This is a genomic window from Streptosporangium sp. NPDC004379, assembly GCF_042873875.1.
Lineage (GTDB): Bacteria > Actinomycetota > Actinomycetes > Streptosporangiales > Streptosporangiaceae > Streptosporangium.
In genome coordinates, this window is record NZ_JBIAMC010000020.1 from 91,161 (window position 1) to 109,449 (window position 18,289).

An 18,289-nucleotide genomic window follows, 5' to 3' on the forward strand; every position below is an offset into this window, starting at 1 on the left:
GCCCGAGGGCCGGACCTCCTGGGCTGCCGGGCGTCCGGGCCACGGGGCCGCCCGGACGGTCGCGGCGGGACGGCCCGCGAGGGCTCAGCCGAGCTCGTAGTCCAGGTGGTAGGAGTGGGCGCCGCCGTCATTGACGATCTGCCCTCCGCCGCTGAGGCCGGCCAGACCGCCGGTGCCCGAGCCGGGGAGCACGGTCCAGCTCAGGGCCGACTCCCCGGCGTGGGCGGTGGCGTTGTGGTGGAGCACGAAGGTGCCCTCGCGGCCGTCGAGGACGCCGGTGAACCGCTCGAAGCCGGCGTAGGCCGCGGAGTCCTCACTGACGACGGCGGTGATGATGTCGGTGGTGCTGGCGCCCTTCAGACCGCCGTCGAAGGTCTTGACGACGTGGACCCGGGAGAGCGCGGCCCCCTCCGCCTCGTCGTAGGGGGCGGGCTCCCAGCTGTCGATGGAGAAGGTACCGGTGGCGCGGGGCATCTGAGGGGCTCCTCGGTCGTCGTACGGCACGGGCCCGGCCTTCCGCGCCCGTGGAACGGACCTCATCCTGCCGCCCGTACCTGTCGGCTCCTGTCAGGTACGGCGCGGGGCCCGGACAAGGCGCGAGCCGTACGGGTGGGGGGGCGTCCCGTACGGCTCGCGCGTCTGTGGGGGTGCCGGGAGATCTCCCGGGGCCTTCTGCCAGACTCCGGCCATCTCGGCGAAGTGGCATGCGGTGACCTCGGCGGAGTGACAGGCTGTGATATCGGCACCGAAACCTGAGACGCTACGCATAGGTGGGTGATAAGTTTCATCTATGCGTAGTGAGCCGCCTCCGCTGTTGCCGATCTTCCGATCGAGGCACCAGGCAGAGTTGCTCGCGCTCCTCTACCTTCGTCCGGAACGGGAGTTCACCCTGACCGAGCTCGCCAGGCGAGTCGGCGTGCCGCTGACGACGATGCAACGCGAGGTGGGCCGCCTGCTACAGGCCGGCCTTCTTTCCAGCCGCAGGATCGGCAGAGCACACCTGATCCGCGCCGAGACATCCGGTCGTTACGCCCGGCCGCTCACCGAGCTGCTGACATTGACGTTCGGACCCCACGCCCTCGTAGAGCAGGAGTTCGCCGCCGTCCGTGACGTGGAGGCGGTGGGCATCTTCGGTTCCTGGGCGAGCCGTTACCGCGGGGAACCGGGCCCGCCTCCCAACGACATCGACATCATGGTCATAGGGCATCCCTCCCGGGCGGACGTCTACGAGGCCGCCGATCGGGTGGAACGGCGGCTGGAGATTCCCGTGAATCCCGTCATCCTGTCCCGTGAGCGCTGGGAGGAGGCCGCGGACCCGCTCGTCGAGCAGATCCGGTCGTCGCCGCTGGTCTGGGCCGGAGAGCCGTCCGGGGAGGGTGCGTGATGCGTTGGTCCAAAGGGCGAGCAGAGGTGGAACACCTGCTCGCGCAGAGGCGGCTCCAGAAGATCGGCGGTTCGGCCGCCGACGGCACCGAATGGCTGGAACGAGCCAGGCGGACATTGCGCACCGCGCAGGCGATAACCGCTGATCCGGACAGCGCGTTCATTCTCGCCTACGACGCCGCCCGGCACGCCTGTACGGCGCTGCTGGCCCATCAGGGTCTCCGCCCCACCACGGCAGGTGGTCACTATGTCGTAGAGGAGGTGCTGCGTGCCCAGTTCGGTGATGCCTTCAGGTCGTTCGGAGCGCTGCGCCGCCGCCGAAATGAGATCGAGTACCCGATGCGGCCAGGCGATGACGTCGAACAAGGCGAGGCCGCGGCGGCGATCACCGCGGCCGGACTGCTGATCGACGCGGCGGGAGAGCTCATGCCCAGCCTGTCCCTGTTCTGATCCGGGTCTTCGCCGGCCGGTTCGGGATCGTCTTCCGCGAGCGGGATCCACCCGTTCGTCATCCTCGGAGAAGGCGATGGCGCGCGGGGCCCGGACAAGGCGCGAGCCGTACGGGTGGGGGGCGTCCCGTACGGCTCGCGCGTCTGTGGGGGGTGCCGGGAGATCTCCCGGGGGGCTTTCGTCAGGCTCCGGCGACCTCGGCGAAGTGGCAGGCCACGGGGTGGCCGTTGCCGCGGTCGACGAGAGCGGGCTCCTCGGTGGCGCAGATGTCCTGCGCCTTCCAGCAGCGGGTCCGGAACCGGCAGCCGCTCGGCGGGTTCAGCGGGCTCGGCACGTCACCGGTGAGGATGACGCGCTCGCGGGCGCGCTCCTCCTTCGGGTTGGCCATGGGAGCCGCCGACAGCAGCGCCTGGGTGTAGGGGTGGGCGGGACGGTCGTAGAGGTCGTCCCGCAGGCCGGTCTCGATGACCTTGCCGAGATACATCACCGCGACCCGGTCGGAGATGTGCCGCACCACCGACAGGTCGTGGGCGATGAAGACGTAGGCCAGCCCCATCGCGTCCTGCAGGTCCTCCAGCAGGTTCACCACGCCCGCCTGGACCGACACGTCGAGTGCGGACACCGGCTCGTCGAGGATCAGCAGCTTCGGCTCCAGGGCCAGGGCCCTGGCGATGCCGACCCGCTGGCGCTGGCCGCCGGAGAACTCGTGCGGGTAGCGGTTTCCGTGCTCGGGGTTCAGGCCGACCAGCCGCAGCAGCTCGGCGACCCGGTCGGGGCCGCCGTCCTTCCAGCGTTCGTGGACCTTCAGCGGCTCGGCGATGATGTCGTTGACCGGCATCTTCGGGTTGAGCGAGGCGTAGGGGTCCTGGAAGACGATCTGCATGTCGCGCCGTACGGGCTGGAGCTCCTTGACCGACATGGCGGTCAGCTCCTTGCCCTGGAAGCGCACCGAGCCCGAGGTGGGCTTGTGCAGCTGCAGGATCGCCCGGCCCGTCGTGGACTTGCCGCAGCCCGACTCGCCCACCACGCCGAGGGTCTCGCCCTCGTCCACGTGCAGGGACACGCCGCTGACCGCCTGCACCTGCGCCACCACCCGGCGCAGGAAACCGCCGCCGCGGACCGGGAAGTTCATCACCAGGTCCTCGACCTTGAGCAGGTGGTCGCCGCTGTCCGGCTCCCGCTGCGGGGCGGGCGTCTCCTCGGTCGTCACACTCATGCCTTGGTCTCGCTCTCGGTGCGGAAGAACACGGTCGGGTCCTCGACCGCGGCCAGCCGGTCCCAGTGGTGGCAGGCCGCGAAGTGCCCGCCGCTGTCGGTCTCGGCCAGCTCCGGCTCGGTGGTCCGGCACACCTCGTCGGCCAGCGGGCAGCGCGGCGAGAAGGGACAGCCGGTCGGCAGGTTGATCAGCGACGGGGGAGTGCCCTTGATCGGCCGGAGCCGGCTGCCGGAGGTCTCCAGCGACGGGATCGACCCCAGCAGGCCCGCCGTGTACGGCATGCGGGGCCCCTCGAAGACCGGGTCGGTTTCGCCGATCTCGACCGGCCGCCCGGCGTACATCACCAGCACCCGGTGGGCCATGCCCGCGATGACGCCGAGGTCGTGGGTGATGAGCACGATCGCCGCGTTGACCGCGTCCTTGACCTCCAGGAGCTTCTCCAGGATCTGCGCCTGGACGGTCACGTCGAGGGCCGTGGTCGGCTCGTCGGCGATGATGACGTCCGGGTTGTTGATGACCGCCATGGCGATCATCGCGCGCTGGCGCATGCCACCGGAGAACTCGTGCGGGTAGCTGCGCAGCCGCGCCTCGGCCTGCGGGATGCCGACGAGGTCGAGCATCTCCTTGGCGCGGGCCAGCGCGTTCTTGCGGGGCATCAGCTCGTGCGCGAGCACTGCCTCGGCGAGCTGGTCGCCGATCGAGTGCACCGGGTTCAGCGCGGTCATCGGGTCCTGGAAGATCATCGCGATCTTGCGGCCGCGCAGGCCCCGCTGCTTGCGAGGCGACATCTTCAGCATGTCCTCGCCGCGGAACAGGATCCGGCCCTTGATCCGGGCGCTCTTGGGCAGCAGGCCCATGACCGCCATGGAGGAGACCGACTTGCCGGAGCCCGACTCGCCGACGATGCCCAGCACCTCGCGTTCGCGCAGGCTGTAGGAGACGCCGCGGACCGCGTGCACGACGCCGTCCTCGGTCGGGAACTCCACGCTCAGGTCCTGAACCCGGAGGATCTCGTCCTCCGACGGGGGCCGTACGGCGTCCCGCTGCAGGCCGGTGTGCACCTCCCCCGAGGAGTCGAGGATGGTGCTGGCGATGTCGTAGGTGTGCACGTCGCCCTTGCGGGGCTCGATCGGCACGTTGGGAGGAGTCGTCATCAGGCACGCACCCGGGTCTGTCGTGGATCGAAGGCGTCGCGCAGGCCGTCGCCGATGAAGTTGATCGACAGCGCGATCGCGATGATGAAGATGCCCGGCCACCAGAACAGCCACGGACGGGTGCTGAACGCGGTGCGGTACTCGTTGATCAGCTGACCGAGGGAGGTGTCGGGGGCCTGCACGCCCAGGCCGAGGAACGACAGCGCCGACTCCAGCAGCACCGCGTTCGCGGTGGCCAGCGTCGCGCTGACCACGATCACGCCGATGGTGTTGGGCAGGATGTGCCGGAAGATGATCCGGCGGGCCGGGGTGCCGACCGCGCGGGCCGCCTCCACGAACTCCTTCTCCCGCAGCGAGAGGAACTCGCCGCGCAGCAGGCGGGCCATGGTGGGCCAGATCGTCAGGCCGAGGACGATGCCGAGCGGCACCACGCCGGCGTCACCGAACTTGCGGCCGAGGACGGCGGCGATGACCAGGACCGGAATGGTGATCATCACGTCGGTGACGCGCATCAGGACGGCCTCGACGCGCCCGCGGTAGTAGCCGGCCACCGCGCCGACGACGGCGCCGACCACGGTGGCCACGATGCCGACCAGGAAGGCGACGATGATCGACTGCTGGGCGCCGCGCATGGACTTGGCGAAGTAGTCGACGCCGATGTCGTCCTGGCCGAACGGATGGTCGCCGATGGTGAACGGCGACAGGCTGAGCGTCGGCTTGCCCTGGTTCACCAGCGCCCCGGTGGTGATGTAGCTCTGGTGCCACCAGCCCGGGATGCCGGCGAAACCGATGGAGCTGAAAGCGAGCACGAGGACCAGGCCGAAGACGATCATCCCGGCCAGCGCGGCCCGGTGCCGGAAGAACCGCCGTCGCACCATCTGGGCCTGGGTGCGGGCGACGATCGTCATGCCCTGCTCGGCGCCGCCATCCGGTGCCTGCGCTTGTGCGCTGAGTGTCATGAGTGGGTCTCCGATGCTTTCACGACAGCCGGATGCGCGGGTCGAGGTAGGCGTAGAGGATGTCGGCGATCATGTTGAACACGACCACCGTGGCCCCGGTGACCAGGAAGAACGCCATGACCGGCCCCGGGTCCACCTCCATGAGTCCCTTGGTGAACATGAAGCCCATGCCGCGCCAGCCGAAGACGTTCTCGGTGACCACCGCGCCGCCGATCACGCCGGCGAGGTCGAAGGCCATCATGGTGGTGACCGGGATCAGGCCGTTGCGGAAGGCGTGCTTGAGGACGACGGTGCGCTCGGGGAGGCCCTTGGCCCGGGCGGTGCGCACGTAGTCCTGGTTCATGACCTCCAGCATGCTGGCCCGGCTGAACCGGGTGTAGGTGGCCAGAGAGATCAGGATGAGGGCCATGGTCGGCAGCAGCAGGTGGCCGGCGCTGTCGAGGCCCGTCTGCCAGAAGTCGCCCTGGTAGTTGGGGGTGCGGGCGCCGATCGTCGAGATGGGGCGGTGCCGCACGGTGTCGCTGTAGCCGGCGAACGCCTGGAGCATCCGGTCCAGGAAGACCATGGCGCCGGTGAACACGCCGGTCAGCGTGGCGGCGGTCATCGCCTGACGGCGCTGCAGGCCGCCGAGGACGTAGCCGAGGCCGAGGCAGACGGCGATCGTCAGCAGCAGCAGGCCGCCGATCTCCAGCCAGGTCGGGTCGGCCAGCACGGGGCCGAGGATCTGCGAGCAGATCGCGCCGATCACGGCGGCGGCGAGGGTGGCGTACAGCGGGCCGCGATACTGCAGGCCGGCGGTCAGGGCGGTGAAACCGACCGCGGCGGCCAGGCCGAAGGCCAGGATGAGGGGGGTGCCCAGGCCGGGGTCGGCGAACCAACGGGTCACCGACAGGACGGTGAACAGCGCGCCGCCGACCACGAGGCCGACGGCGAAGGCGATGAGCCGGCGCCTGCGGTCGCCGACGGTGAGGGCGCCGAAGATCAGGCCGCCGAGCAGGGCGAGGGCGCCGATCACCGCGGGCGGGATGACCGGGTCCTTCAGCCAGTTGTTGAACTCGATGGCGACGTACTGCTTGAGCATGACCGCCACCCAGAAGAGCGGCAGGGAGAAGCAGATGAAGGCGGCGAAGGTGACGGTGTAGTCGAAACCGCTGTACTGGCGGAGCGCGGAGATGATGCCGATGACGATGCCGACCGTGATGGCCAGCACGGTCGCGGCGAGCACGAGCTGCAGGGTCGCCGAGAGCGCGTCGCTCAGGATGGGGGCGATGGCCTGGCCGTCGCGGTTCACGCCGAGATCGCCGCGGACGATCCGGCCCAGCCAGCCCAGATAGCGCAGCACGACGGGGACGTCGAGCTGCATCCGCTCGGACCGCTCGGCGATCTTGGTGAGCTTCTGGGGGCTGTTGTCCTGGCGGAGGTCCTCAAGCGGGTCGCCCGCGAAAGCGGTGAGGACGAAGATGATGAAGGTCGCCGCCAGGAGGACGAAGAACGAGATGACCAGTCTCCGCGCGATGAAGACGATCACTTCGTCACCTCCCGTTCATGGAAGAGGGACTGCGTGGATCAGGGCCGGGACCGGGAGGGCTTGTGGCCTTCCCGGTCCCGGCCCCGTGGGGACTGCTGTTTTCCGTCAACCGCGGCCGTGGCCGTGGCCCGCGGTCGGAACGGGTGGGACTACTCGATCGTCCACTTGTCCATGTTCCAGCTGATGCCGGCCTGGGTCGGGTTCGGGATGACGTTGTTGACGCCCTCGGACCACGCGGTCAGGTTCGGGTTCTCGTACAGCGGGATCGTGGCGAGGTCCTGCCACATGATCTTCTCGGCCTCGGCGATGAGCGGGGTCTGCGCGGCCTTGTCGGTGGTCGCGTTGACCTTCTTCAGCAGCTCGTCGACCTTCTTGTTCGAGTAGCAGCCGTTGTTGTTGCCCTTGTGCTCGCTGTCGCACTTGCTGGGCGAGGTGTACGTCGAGGTGCTGCCGCTGATCAGGTCGGAGCCGATCCAGCCGAACAGGGCCACGTCGTAGGTGTTGTTGGTCAGGCCGTTGCCGAAGAAGTTCTCGTCGCCGTTGTCCTTGATCTTGAAGCCGGCCTTGCTGCAGGAGTCACTGATCAGCTGGGTGACCGAGGTGCGGCGGGGGTTCGGCGACTGGTAGCCGATCTTGATCTCGAGGCCTTCCTTGCCGGCCTTCTTCAGCAGGGCCTTGGCGCCCTCGATGTCGACCTGGTCGTACTTCTTGTCCTCGCCGGCGATGCCGTTGACGACGTCGGCGTAGCTCGGCTGGACGCTGGAGACCAGGCGGGCCTGGAGGATGGTGGCGTTCGGGTTCAGCGGCTTGATCAGGTTGTCGACGATCAGCTGCCGCGGAACGCACTTGGCGAAGGCCTCGCGCAGGGTGCGGTCCTTGAACGGGCTGGAGTCCATGTTGAAGTCAAGGTGGTCGTAGAAGTACTGCGGACCGGTCTTGACGGTGACGCCCTCAAGGGCGTTCAGCTGGTTCAGCACGTCCGGGCCGGGCTGCGGCACGGCGATGTTGACCTCGCCGTTCTGCAGCGCCTGCGCCTGCTGGTCCAGCGCGATGAAGCGCTCGACGATGGTCTGCACCTGCGGCTTGGGGCCCCAGTACTTGTCGTTGACCGTGAAGGTCAGCGACTGGCCGGCGTCGAACTTCGACAGCTTGTACGGGCCGGAGGAGGGGATCAGGTCCTCGCTGAGCAGCTGGCCCTTCATGAGCCAGCCGTCGTTGTAGAACTTGATCGCGTCGGCGAGCTTCTTGGCGTCCTTCTTCTTGACGGCCTCGATGAACTCGTCCTCCGACAGGCCACCCTTCTTCTCCACGACCTGGGCCGGCATGATCTGGCCCTGCGCGTACAGCGCGCCGGCCCAGTCACCGAACGGCTCGCTGTAGGTGTGGGTGATCTCCTTGCCGCCCTTTTCGCAGTTCGGCACGTCGGTGAGCTCGTAGCCGGTGGTGCCGGCGGTGGAGAAGCCCTTGATCTTGCCGGAGTTGGCGGCCCAGGCCAGCATCAGGTCGTCACAGTCGATCGGCGTGCCGTCGGACCAGACGGCCGCGGGGTTGATCGTGTACTTGACCTTCAGCGGGTCGTCGGAGATCTTCTCGTAGGTCCCGAAGTCCTTGTTCGGGGTGACCGTGCCGTCGCCGCCGAAGTACCAGAAAGCGGTCAGCACGCGCTGCAGCGGCAGGTTGTTGCGGGAGGCGTTCTCAGCGCCGGTGTTGCCGTTGTAGGAGCTGAACTCCTGGTCGAAGGCGAAGGTGACCGTCTTCCCCGCACCGGAGCCCGAAGAGGCTGCGGCCGAGCCCGACGTGGTGGGCTTGCTCGCCGAGTCGGTGCCCGCGCAGGCGCTCAGCAGGAGTGCACCTCCTGCCACTGCTACTAGAAACTTGCCAGATGTCCGCGCATGGAACACGGCAGCACTCCTTTTATCGTCCGGTCTGGGGTCAGCCGTCAGCAATGGTCGAACAAAGCTGAGCATCGGGAGTCTCCCCTGGACAAGTGGGGCGACTTGGGTGTTGCAGACCTGATACCGGCGGCGTCCCATCCTGTAACAAAGCGGGCCGGTAATCGGGAAACTACGCAATTGCGAAAATAAGGAGGAAAGTTCCTTATGTCTGTGAAGTCCGCTATGTCCGGTAACGCATAGTGCTCGGATGTGGCCCGGCGGGAGTGGGGAAGCGATGGAGTCGCAGGTGGGCGGCCCGCCGGGATGCGGACGGGCCGGATCGTCGTCACTCTCCGCGATCGGGCGGCTGATGATCCCGTTCCGGTGGAGGGAGCCCGGCGGGCCGGGACGGTCCGTCCGGTACGGCGTGACCCGCCGGTCCACGCACCCCCGCCGGACGGGCACCCTGGAAGGCGTGAACGAGGCGAGCGGGCAGCGGGACGGGTACGGCGCAGCGGAGGCCGCGGGGGCCGGGGAGGCGGCGGAGGACGTGAGGACCGAGGGGACGGCGGAGGCGGGGAGGACCTTCACGGGGGCCCCGGAGGCCCCGGGGGCGGTCTCGGAGGCCGGACGGCCCCGGCGGGACGAGGACGTGGCCGGGCAGCGGGTCCTTCCGCTCGTGGTCCGCATCGAACGGGCGGCTCCACCCGAGCGCACCGACGCCCTGGAGGCCGCCGCACTGGCCGTGCTGACGCTGCTCGACGCTCCGCAGGCGGCCCCCGGAGGCGAGTGGGCCGAGGCGGTCCGCGCCTGGGAGGACGGCCGGATCAGAAAGGTCGTACGGCGGGCGCGCGGAGCCGAGTGGCGCCGGGTGCTCGCACTGCCCGGCCTCACCGTCACCCACGGCACCGCCGAGGTCCGGGTCCACCCGCCGGTCCCGCTCGACGCTTGGCCCAGGGACCTGTCGCGTCTCCAGGTCTCCGGCACCGACCTGTCCGACTCCGCCGAACCGGCGCCGCCCGCGCCCGGGGAGCCGGTCCTGTGGGTGAACCCGGGCCTTGCGATGTCGGCGGGCAAGGCGATGGCCCAGGCCGGGCACGCCGCCCAGCTCGCCTGGTGGGCCGGAGACGAGGGCGCGCGCCGCGCCTGGCGGGAGCGCGGCCTGGCGGTGGCCGTGCGGACCGCCGCGCCCGGCGACTGGGGGGCGCTGGCCGGCTCCGGTCTGCCCGTGGTCAGGGACGCGGGGTTCACCGAGATCGAGCCCGGTTCCCGCACGGTCGTCGCGGACGTCCCGTGGCTGCGGTTCGCCTTTCGGCAGGTGCCCGACCAAACGTGAAAAAATCACTCGTTTTCTAAGTGTGATGGGTATCCCGCACGGGATAAGCCGATTTGTCGTACGCTCCCGATCGTGCTCGATGGGGTGGGTGGGACCGAAGGGACCCGTGGGACGGGTTCCATGCCGACATACGTGGTGGCCGAGGCGGAGACCTCCGAGCTGCCGAAGATCGTCGCCGGGCCCGGGCCCAAGAATCCTCCGGTCTCAGCGGTGAAGCGGTCGCGCATCGGCGACCTGCCGATGCGCGTGATCTACCGGTTCCTGGCCGTGACCGTCACCGTGATCGTGGCCGCCGTGGCGGCGGTGATCGGCTTCGTGTCTTCCGGCTCCTCAGAACGACCGGGCGGAGAGGCGCCGGGGCCGATCGCCGCGCCATCTGCCGCGACGCCCCCGCCCGGTCCCGGTTCCTCGCCCGAGCCGCTGTCGGCGCCGGCATCGGCCTCCGCGTCCTCATCGGCGTCGGCGTCGGCGTCCTCGTCCGCCTCCGCGTCCCCCTCCGCCTCGCCGACCGCGAGCGCGGCCCCCGCCGCACCGCCCCGGAGCGCCGCGGTGCTCGCCGCCCTGGCCGATCCCCGCGTCCCCGAACTGCCGGACGACAAACGGCTCGGCCGGCTGCCCGGCAAGGAGCACCCCGCCAAGCGCCGTGTCCGCGACACCCGCTCCGGGGTCTCGCTGATCCGCTTCGGCAAGCCGTGGAAGGGCTACGGCGCCGCGCCGTTCGCCACCAGGCAGGTCCTGCCGAAGGTCAGGGGCACGGCCTCACGCGCGATGCTCGTGAGCTGCCCGGTGCCGATCAACGTGCAGGAGACCGTCAAGGACACCGCGCTGCTGGCCGCGCGCTGGACGCTCAACCATCACCCCCGCGGCGGGGAGATCACCTGGACGGCCTCCCAGTCGATTAAGGACGGGTGGATGCTGGCCTACCAGGTGAGGTACAAGGTCAAGGGCAAGCCCCATCGCTCCATGGCCGCGGTCGCGGTGAAGGAGGTCCCCGGCCTGGACAAGCCGGCCCTCGTCTTCGTGACCATCCCCGACGTCCAGCGCTCCCGCTGGCGCGACATCAACACCGCGATCTCCTCGATCTCCACGATCAAGCCGGAGTAGGCCCGGCCGCGGCACCCGCGCGGACGGCCCGTCCCGCGCGGGACGGGCCGTCCGCTCCGGAGCCCTCCCACCGGCGCCATGTCCTCCACCCGGTGTCCTTCGCCCGGCGTCCTCCCCCGGCCCGATCGATGCCGCGCCCCGCCCGCGGGAGGGGCCGTCCGCACGGGTCGCGGTGGACGCTAGGCTCGGCAGACGTGACCAGGATCGTTCTCGCCTCCGCCTCGCCCGCCCGTCTCGCCCTCCTGCGCAGTGCAGGGCTGGACCCCGAAGTCATCGTCAGCGGAGTCGACGAGGAGGCCGTCACCGCCGCCAGCCCCGGAGAGCTCTGCCTCACCCTGGCGCGCGCCAAGGCGGCGGCCGTGGCGCGCGACGTGACCGGCGGCCTGGTCATCGGCTGCGACTCGGTGCTGGAACTCGACGACCGGGCCTACGGCAAGCCGTCCTCGCCCGAGGAGGCCGTCGCCCGCTGGCGGTCCATGCGCGGCCGCGAGGGCCGCCTGCTCACCGGCCACTGCGTGATCGACACCGCGAGCGGCGGACAGGTGTCGGAGGTGGGGGCCACGGTCGTGCGTTTCGGCGCGCCCTCCGATGACGAGATCACCGCCTACGTCGCCACCGGCGAGCCCTGCCGGGTCGCGGGCGCCTTCACCCTGGACGGCCCCGGCGGCTGGTTCGTCGAGAGCATCGAGGGCGACCACGGCAACGTCCTGGGCATCTCCCTGCCCCTCCTGCGCCGTCTCCTCGCCACACTGGGGGTCTCCGTGCCGGGCCTGTGGCGGCGCGCCTGACCTTCCGGCCTTCCGGCCGGGGCGACGGCGGCGTACGGTGATCGGCCGCTCCCGCTAATCTTCCGGCCATGGGTCATTTCCGCTCCTTCGCGAAGGGCGCCGGCTTCTTCCTCCAGGGACTGCGCTGGGTCGCGCGCAACCCCCGGTGGTGGCTGTTCGGTCTGGTCCCGGCGCTGATCGCGTTCGTGCTCTACGCCGTCGCGCTCTACTTCCTCGGTTCCAGCGCGCGGGACATCGCCGAATGGATGACGCCGTTCGCCGCGGGGTGGGGGGAGGCGGCGCGCTCCACGCTGTACACCCTGCTCGGTATGGCCCTCTTCGGCGCGGGAGTGGTCCTGGCCGTGGTGACCTTCACCGCGGTCACGCTGATCCTGGGCGAGCCCTTCTACGAGAAGCTCTCCGAGAAGGTCGAGGAGAGCCACGGGGAGGTGCCGGACGGGCCCGAGGTCCCGCTCTGGAGATCGATCCCCCGCTCGATCAGGGACAGCCTGATCATCCTCGGGTACACGCTGCTGTTCACGATCCCGCTGTTCTTCCTCGGCTTCGTGCCGGTGGTCGGCCAGACGGTGGCGCCGGTCCTGGGTGCGATCGTGTCCGGCTTCTTCCTCACCGCCGAGCTCACCACTTTGGCCATGGAGCGCAGGGGCATGCGGCGCAGGACACGCTTCGCCCTGCTCAGGGCGGACAAGGCGGTCGTGCTCGGCTTCGGGGTACCGCTCTTCGTCATCTTCCTGATCCCGCTGGCGGCGGTGGTCGCGATGCCCGCCGCCGTGGCGGGGGCGACCGTCATGGTGCGGGCGCGCCTGGCGCCCGCGGAGCCTCTCCACCGGCGGGGCTGAAGCAGGGCCGCCGGGCCGTCGGGTCGCTGGGCCGTCGGGCCGTCGGGCCGCCGGGCCGGGCGCGGCGCGCTCCGGGCCGCCGGGAGGTTTTCCACAGGCCGGCCCGATCCCGTCCGGCCGTCCACAGAACGGGATTCGGCCGGACGGAGGAGGCGGGGGACGCGCGAGGCTCTGGGCCATGACAACCGACCTCCCGGCCTCGCCGGCCCCGTCCGTCCAGTCCGTCTCCCTCGCCGACCAGCCCGGTCTCCTGCTCAGGTCCACCGAGGACGTCCTCGGCGCCGTTCCATACCTCCTGGGGTTCCACCCCGCCGACAGCCTCGTCGCGATCGGCCTGAGGGGCCGCCCTCCCCGGGGGCGGCTGCATCTCACCGTCCGCTGGGACCTGCCGCCCGTCGACCCGGACGCCGCCCAGGTCGCCGCGGTCTTCCGCCGGGAGGGGGTCACCCAGGTCATCCTGGCCGGATACGGCACCGGCCCCCTGGTGACCCCGGTCATGGACGAGACCGTCGCGCTCTTCCGCCGGGGCGGCCTCGTCGTCGTCGACGCCCTGCGGGTGGAGGACGGCCGCTACTGGTCCTATCTCTGCTCCCGGTCCGGATGCTGTCCTCCGGACGGCACACCGTACGACCCCCGGGCCGGGGAGATCGCCGCCCAGGCGACCGTGCGGGGGCTGGTCGCCTTCCCCGACCGGGAGTCTCTGGCCAGGTCGCTCGACCCCGTCGGCGGCGCCGCGCGGGAGGCCATGCGACGGGCCACCGCCCGGGTCACGAGGGAGGTCGGAGAGAGGCTCGCCACCTGCGGCGACGTCGAGGGGTTCGCGGCGGAGTTCGTGGCCGACGGCGTCACCCGGGTCCGCGCGGCCATCGGCGCCTACGCCGCGGGCGGGCGGCTCGACGACGAGCAGGCGGCCAGGCTGGGGCTCGACCTGGCGGTGGTCCGCGTCCGCGACGAGGCGTGGGCGCTCGTCACCGACGACTCCTGCGACGTCCACCGCCGGTTATGGCAGGACCTCACCCTGCGGCTGGAGCCGCGCTTCGTCGCGCCGACCGCCTCCCTGCTCGGCGTGGTCGCCTGGCGGGAAGGTGACTCCGCGCTGGCCGGGGTGGCCCTGACCCGCGCGCACGAGGCCGATCCCGGCTACTCCATGGCCAACCTGCTCATGCACGCACTGCGGCACCTGGTCCCGCCGCAGGCGCTGAAGGACAGGATGCCCAGCCCCGAGGAGCTGGACGAGGAGATGGGCAGTCCCCGAGCCGCGTGGCTGCTACCCATGATCTCCCTGCTGGAGGAGCCCGCGGCACCGGCCGGGTGACCGGCCCAGGATGCCCGGAGGTCAGTCCTCGGCGAGCCTGCGCCGCTCGTTGTAGGCGCGCATCCGGGGCGGATAGCCGGTCAGCTGCACGTCGTAGACCGGAAGCGACAGGTCACGGGCCACCTTGCGGATCACCGCGGGGGAGCCGACCCGGCGCCTCGTCCACTCGCCGTCGTCCGCGATGGCCATCGCCGTGGTGTCCGTCGCGAACGTCTCCGGCTCGACGTAGAACTCGACACCCCGGCGCGACTTCGCGAAGGCGATGAGCGCCTCGATGTCGGCGTCGGTGGCCTCACGATCGAACTTGGCGATCTTAGGGCCGCCTCGCCGCCTCAATCCGTAGCGATCCCGCCATCTCATGCCTCTTATATACATCTCCCAGGGGTCCGACGGGGTCATACCGGGGTGCCCTCTAGGGGATATCCAAGGGTTTATCCGGATGGACCGGCCGGAAGCCCACCGCGATCATGGAGGTAAGCCAGCGACGAAGGGTATGTCGGTCTCATGGAACGGACAGCGACACCGGAGGCGAGCCCGTGGCGCGAAACCGGGGCGTCCCCCGCTCCGGGGCCGGGCCACGCCGGTCTGCGGGTCAGCAACCAGGACCGGGAGCAGGTCGTCGAGCACGTCAAGACGGCCTATGCCGAAGGGCGGCTCGACAAGTTCGAGTTCGACGACCGGCTGGAGCGGGCCATGACGGCCCGCGTCCACGGTGACCTCATGCCGATCATGTACGAACTGTACGGTTCCCGCCCCGCCGTCCCCGCGTTCCACCCGCAGACGGGCGGGCGGCCCCTCCCGTACCCCGCCGCGCGGGCGAAGGACGGAGGAGAACGGCTGGGCGCGGCCGCGGCGCATCTGCTGCCGCTGACCGGACTGTTCGCGATCGGCCCGCTCATCATGCTGCTCGCCGCCGGTAGGACCTCGCCCCACGTCCGCAGGCACGCGGTCGAGGCGCTCAACTTCCAGCTGACCCTGCTGGGTGCGAGCGTGCTCCTGGCCATCACCGTCGTGGGCGCCGTCCTGATCCCGGCGGTATGGATCGGCGGCATGGTGCTGTCGGTGATCGGCGGGGTCAAGGCGCTGACCGACGATGACTTCCGGTACCCGCTGGCGATGCGCCCGGTGAAGTAGGCGTCCGCCGGCCCGTAGGCGCCGACCGGTCCGGAGGCGTCGGCCGCCCCGGAGGGGACGCCGGTCGGGAGGGTTTCACCGGTCGGGAGGGGATGCCGGTCGGTGGGGGACGCCGGCCGGGTGCCGGGGATGCCGACCTGAACCGGGGCCTCGTGGGCCATCGGGGCCTCATCGGCCTGCGGGGAAGCCGGTCAGGTGGCGAGGACCTCGTACTTGACCCGCATGACGCCCGCACCGGTGTCGCCGATGGCGGAGAAGGCCGCCCTGGACAGGTCCAGGCAGCGCCCGCCCGTGTAGGGGCCGCGGTCGTTGATCCGGACCGTCACCGACTCGCCGTTGGCCGGGTTGGTCACGCGGACCTTGCTGCCCAGCGGCAGGGTCTTGTGAGCGGCGGTCATCGCGCTCGGGTCGAAGCGCTCGCCGCTGGCGGTCATCTGCGGCTCGTCGTAGTAGGAGGCGCCGCAGGCGCCGCTGGAGAGGACGCGCTCCGCGTTCGACGTGTCGCGGGCGCCGGACCGCCGTGTCTTCGGCTTGCCCGCCGTCTTGCTCTTTGGTGTGTTCCGCGCGGTGCTCCTGGCCGTGTTCGCGGCCGTGCTCCCGGTGTCCTTCGACGCGGAGGCGGTGTCCCGCCCGCTCCCGGACCGCGACCGCGGGGCGGCCTCGGCGGTGGGGCGGGTGCCGGGGGACGTCCCCGTCGTGGTGGAGGTCCCGGGGGAGGCCGCCGGAGAGGGGGAGACGCGGGAGTTCGCCTCGTCGGCGGCCTCGGAGGCGTTCGGACCGGGCGTCCCCGAGGAGGACCCCTCCGAGGGGGACGCGGAGGGAGAGGCGAGGCCGTGCGGCGTGGTGTCGCCGGGGGCACCGGCCTGCCGGGGGCTGAAGACGGCCGCCGTGGACGCCCGCGAGGCGTGGTCGTCGGCCGAGAGCGCCCAGGCGGTGCTCGAGACCGCCACCACCGCGGTGGCGCCGACGGCCAGTACGGCCAGGCGCCGCCGGTTCGTCTCCGGTTTCCGGAAGGGGAGGGTCTTGTCGGACGGGGGAGCGGAATGCAGGCCCAAGGGTGATCACGGGTCCAAGGTCGGGGGCAGGACGCGAGACGGCCATGGGGGACGAGGGGACGAGGGGGATGCAGGCCGTTCTCGTGGGCGGGGAGACGGAATGTCACCCGCGCGATGCGGTCGAACATATGCGACAAAGAACCGGTAAAGGCAACTTAAAGCGCTGCAAGTGATTCATATCACTGTGTCAATGAATCTTGATTGATGTGCAAAGAAATGATCGTGTACGGGCCATAAAAGATCGTTCAGCTGTCCGGATCTGCGATCTCCGGGCTGGTCCGCGGGGTTGTGAGCGTACGCGGTGAATCTTGGAAATGCCGGTGGTACGCGGATTTCCGCCTAGATCGAATGAGGCCCGCCGCATGCGCCGGGCATGGTGATGCGCATCGCGGCGTACCGGTGTGATCCGGGCGGTGAATCTTCGGGGACGCTGGAGCCTGCGGGCTTCGGGGTGTTTCCCCGATGCGGGGCTCGCGGCCCTCAGAGCATGAGGGAGCGCACCGTCTCGACGGTGTCGGCTTCACCGGCGCTCTTGTCGGGCCGGTAGCGGATGACCCGGGCGAAGCGCAGTGCCATCCCACCGGGGTAACGGCTCGACTGCTGGACCCCGTCGAACGCGATCTCGACCACGAGCTCGGGGCGGACGGTGACCGTCAAGCCGTCGGCGGGACCCTCGGCGATCTCCAGCAGGCGGCCGGTCTGCCACGCCAGCAACTCGTCGGTCAACCCCTTGAAGGTCTTGCCGAGCATGACGAAGCCGCCGGTGCTCGGGTCGAGCGCTCCGAGGTGGAGATTGGAGAGCCTGCCCTGACGCCGGCCGTGCCCCCATTCGGCGGCGAGGACCACCAGGTCGAGAGTGTGCCGGGGCTTCACCTTGATCCATCCGGCGCCGCGCCTCCCGGCGGCGTAGGGCGCCCGCAGGGACTTGACCACCACGCCCTCGTGGCCGCTACGGAGCACGTCCTTGAAGAACGTCTCGGCGCTCGCGAGGTCGTCGGTCACCAGGCGGGGGGTCACCAGCTCCGCGGGGACGGCCGCCGCGAGGGCGGCGTGGCGCGCCTCACCGGGCAGGTCGAGCAGGTCGGCGCCGTCCACCCGCAGCGCATCGAAGAAGAACACGCTCAACGGGGTCTTCGCGCGCACTCCGGGCACGTCGAGGCGGCTCGACACGCGGCCGGAGGTGACCTGGAAGGGCTGGGGGCGGCCGTCGGGGCGCAGCGCGATGACCTCGCCGTCCAGGACCAGGTCCGCGGCGGGCAGCGCGCGGACCGCCTCGACCAGCTCGGGCACCTGAGCGGTGATGTCGTCGAGCGTGCGGGTGAAGACGGTGACCTCGTCGCCGGAGCGGTGCGCCTGCACCCGGACACCGTCGAGCTTCCATTCGAGCGCGACCGGCCCGCCCAGCTTGTCCAGTGCGGCGGCCACGGAGACGGCGCTCTGGGCGAGCATCGGGGCGACCGGGTGGCCGACCTCCAGGCGGAAGGCGCGCAGGGCGTCGACCCCGCCGGCCAGTGCGGCGGCGCCCACGGCGGGAAGCCAGCCGCGCAGGGTCAGCGCCCGCCGGACCTCCGCCACCGGGACCCCGGCGGCCTTGGCGACGGCTTCCGTCATCACCCCGTGCAGCGCGCCCTGGCGCAGCTCGCTGCGGAGCAGCCGGGACAGGAAGACCTGCTCCTGGCGGGTGACGGCGCCGAACAGCTCCTCGAGGAGGGTCTTGCGCGCGAGCTGGGAACCGGGGCCGGCCTGGGCCTTGATGCGGTCGAGGAGGTCGTTCACCTCGCGCAGGGTGGCGGTCGCGGCCAGACGGGGTTCGGGCGGGTCCTGCAGGGCGGCCCAGCCCACGCCGACGTTGCGCTGGGGAAGCTCGCCGGAGAGGTAGGCGATGGCGATCTCCGCCTCGCCGGGCTCGGTCCTGCCCAGCAGCTCCGCGAGCTGGGAGATCTTCGCCAGGCGTGCGGGAGTGGCCGCCACGGCGGCCGAGGTGCGTGCGAGCTCGATCAGCAACACAGCCATCACCCTACGAGTCGCGGCCGGTGTTCCGGCGACGAGGGCCGCCGCTTTCCGGATGCCTGCCCGGGAACGGGTCCCTGCCCGGGAACGGATCCCTGCCGGGCGGCGGGTGCCTGCCCGGGGACAGGGGGACCGGCGGTGGGC

The 18,289-nt window shown here is 70.8% G+C and carries 17 protein-coding genes; 8 read left to right on the plus strand and 9 right to left on the minus strand.

The window, feature by feature from the left end:
* Positions 1-84: 84 nt before the first annotated feature.
* Positions 85-474, minus strand: coding sequence for a DUF3224 domain-containing protein (locus tag ACFYSC_RS32010; protein ID WP_389969046.1), 390 nt, complete (start codon positions 472-474; stop codon positions 85-87).
* A gap of 316 nt (positions 475-790) precedes the next feature.
* Between ACFYSC_RS32010 and ACFYSC_RS32015 the strand changes: the two genes are divergently transcribed.
* Together ACFYSC_RS32015 and ACFYSC_RS32020 are read left to right on the plus strand one after the other, a co-directional pair.
* Positions 791-1,384 (plus strand): helix-turn-helix domain-containing protein, encoded by a 594-nt coding sequence (locus tag ACFYSC_RS32015; RefSeq protein ID WP_389969048.1) that lies wholly within the window; start codon positions 791-793, stop codon positions 1,382-1,384.
* A 26-nt stretch (positions 1,385-1,410) separates the two neighbouring features.
* On the plus strand, positions 1,411-1,833 hold the full coding sequence (locus ACFYSC_RS32020; protein ID WP_389969050.1) for a HEPN domain-containing protein: 423 nt from the start codon (positions 1,411-1,413) through the stop codon (positions 1,831-1,833).
* A gap of 181 nt (positions 1,834-2,014) precedes the next feature.
* On the opposite strand, the gene ACFYSC_RS32025 is transcribed toward ACFYSC_RS32020, so the two are convergent.
* From ACFYSC_RS32025 to ACFYSC_RS32045, 5 genes are all read right to left on the minus strand, one after another.
* Positions 2,015-3,049: a dipeptide ABC transporter ATP-binding protein gene (locus ACFYSC_RS32025; protein ID WP_362937622.1), complete on the minus strand. Its 1,035-nt coding sequence runs from the start codon at positions 3,047-3,049 to the stop codon at positions 2,015-2,017.
* Positions 3,046-4,203 (minus strand): ABC transporter ATP-binding protein, encoded by a 1,158-nt coding sequence (locus tag ACFYSC_RS32030; protein ID WP_389969053.1) that lies wholly within the window; start codon positions 4,201-4,203, stop codon positions 3,046-3,048. Before ACFYSC_RS32030 ends, ACFYSC_RS32025 begins: the two co-directional genes overlap by 4 nt.
* The gene (locus tag ACFYSC_RS32035) at positions 4,203-5,162 is read right to left on the minus strand and encodes an ABC transporter permease (protein WP_389969055.1); all 960 of its coding nucleotides are present in this window, start codon (positions 5,160-5,162) and stop codon (positions 4,203-4,205) included. Before ACFYSC_RS32035 ends, ACFYSC_RS32030 begins: the two co-directional genes overlap by 1 nt.
* A 19-nt stretch (positions 5,163-5,181) precedes the next feature.
* The gene (locus tag ACFYSC_RS32040) at positions 5,182-6,690 is read right to left on the minus strand and encodes an ABC transporter permease (RefSeq protein WP_389969057.1); all 1,509 of its coding nucleotides are present in this window, start codon (positions 6,688-6,690) and stop codon (positions 5,182-5,184) included.
* Between the two features lie 149 nt (positions 6,691-6,839).
* Complete coding sequence (locus ACFYSC_RS32045) at positions 6,840-8,552, minus strand: ABC transporter family substrate-binding protein (protein ID WP_389969059.1); 1,713 nt, start codon at positions 8,550-8,552, stop codon at positions 6,840-6,842.
* A gap of 487 nt (positions 8,553-9,039) precedes the next feature.
* Between ACFYSC_RS32045 and ACFYSC_RS32050 the strand changes: the two genes are divergently transcribed.
* From ACFYSC_RS32050 to ACFYSC_RS32070, 5 genes are all read left to right on the plus strand, one after another.
* The gene (locus tag ACFYSC_RS32050) at positions 9,040-9,900 is read left to right on the plus strand and encodes a peptidyl-tRNA hydrolase (protein ID WP_389969061.1); all 861 of its coding nucleotides are present in this window, start codon (positions 9,040-9,042) and stop codon (positions 9,898-9,900) included.
* Positions 9,901-10,020: 120 nt separating this feature from the next.
* The gene (locus ACFYSC_RS32055) at positions 10,021-11,004 is read left to right on the plus strand and encodes a hypothetical protein (protein ID WP_389969063.1); all 984 of its coding nucleotides are present in this window, start codon (positions 10,021-10,023) and stop codon (positions 11,002-11,004) included.
* A 194-nt stretch (positions 11,005-11,198) separates the two neighbouring features.
* Positions 11,199-11,792, plus strand: coding sequence for a Maf family protein (locus ACFYSC_RS32060; protein ID WP_389969065.1), 594 nt, complete (start codon positions 11,199-11,201; stop codon positions 11,790-11,792).
* A gap of 68 nt (positions 11,793-11,860) precedes the next feature.
* Entirely contained in the window at positions 11,861-12,631 is a 771-nt protein-coding gene (locus ACFYSC_RS32065) for an EI24 domain-containing protein (RefSeq protein ID WP_389969067.1), read from the plus strand.
* Positions 12,632-12,809: 178 nt separating this feature from the next.
* A complete protein-coding gene (locus tag ACFYSC_RS32070; protein ID WP_389969069.1) occupies positions 12,810-13,946 on the plus strand; it encodes a DUF4192 domain-containing protein in 1,137 nt (378 codons plus the stop codon).
* A gap of 21 nt (positions 13,947-13,967) precedes the next feature.
* Here the strand turns inward: ACFYSC_RS32070 and ACFYSC_RS32075 are convergent, their stop codons facing one another.
* A complete protein-coding gene (locus ACFYSC_RS32075; RefSeq protein ID WP_189245595.1) occupies positions 13,968-14,306 on the minus strand; it encodes a hypothetical protein in 339 nt (112 codons plus the stop codon).
* Positions 14,307-14,450: 144 nt separating this feature from the next.
* Here ACFYSC_RS32075 and ACFYSC_RS32080 point away from each other — a divergent pair, with 144 nt between their 5' ends.
* Entirely contained in the window at positions 14,451-15,080 is a 630-nt protein-coding gene (locus ACFYSC_RS32080) for a DUF1707 and DUF4870 domain-containing protein (RefSeq protein ID WP_389969071.1), read from the plus strand.
* Positions 15,081-15,271: 191 nt separating this feature from the next.
* Here the strand turns inward: ACFYSC_RS32080 and ACFYSC_RS32085 are convergent, their stop codons facing one another.
* The gene (locus ACFYSC_RS32085; RefSeq protein WP_389969073.1) at positions 15,272-16,135 is read right to left on the minus strand and encodes a septal ring lytic transglycosylase RlpA family protein; all 864 of its coding nucleotides are present in this window, start codon (positions 16,133-16,135) and stop codon (positions 15,272-15,274) included.
* A 480-nt stretch (positions 16,136-16,615) separates the two neighbouring features.
* Positions 16,616-18,148, minus strand: a complete 1,533-nt coding sequence (locus ACFYSC_RS32090; protein ID WP_389969075.1) for an ATP-dependent DNA ligase — start codon at positions 18,146-18,148, stop codon at positions 16,616-16,618.
* Positions 18,149-18,289: the final 141 nt, after the last annotated feature.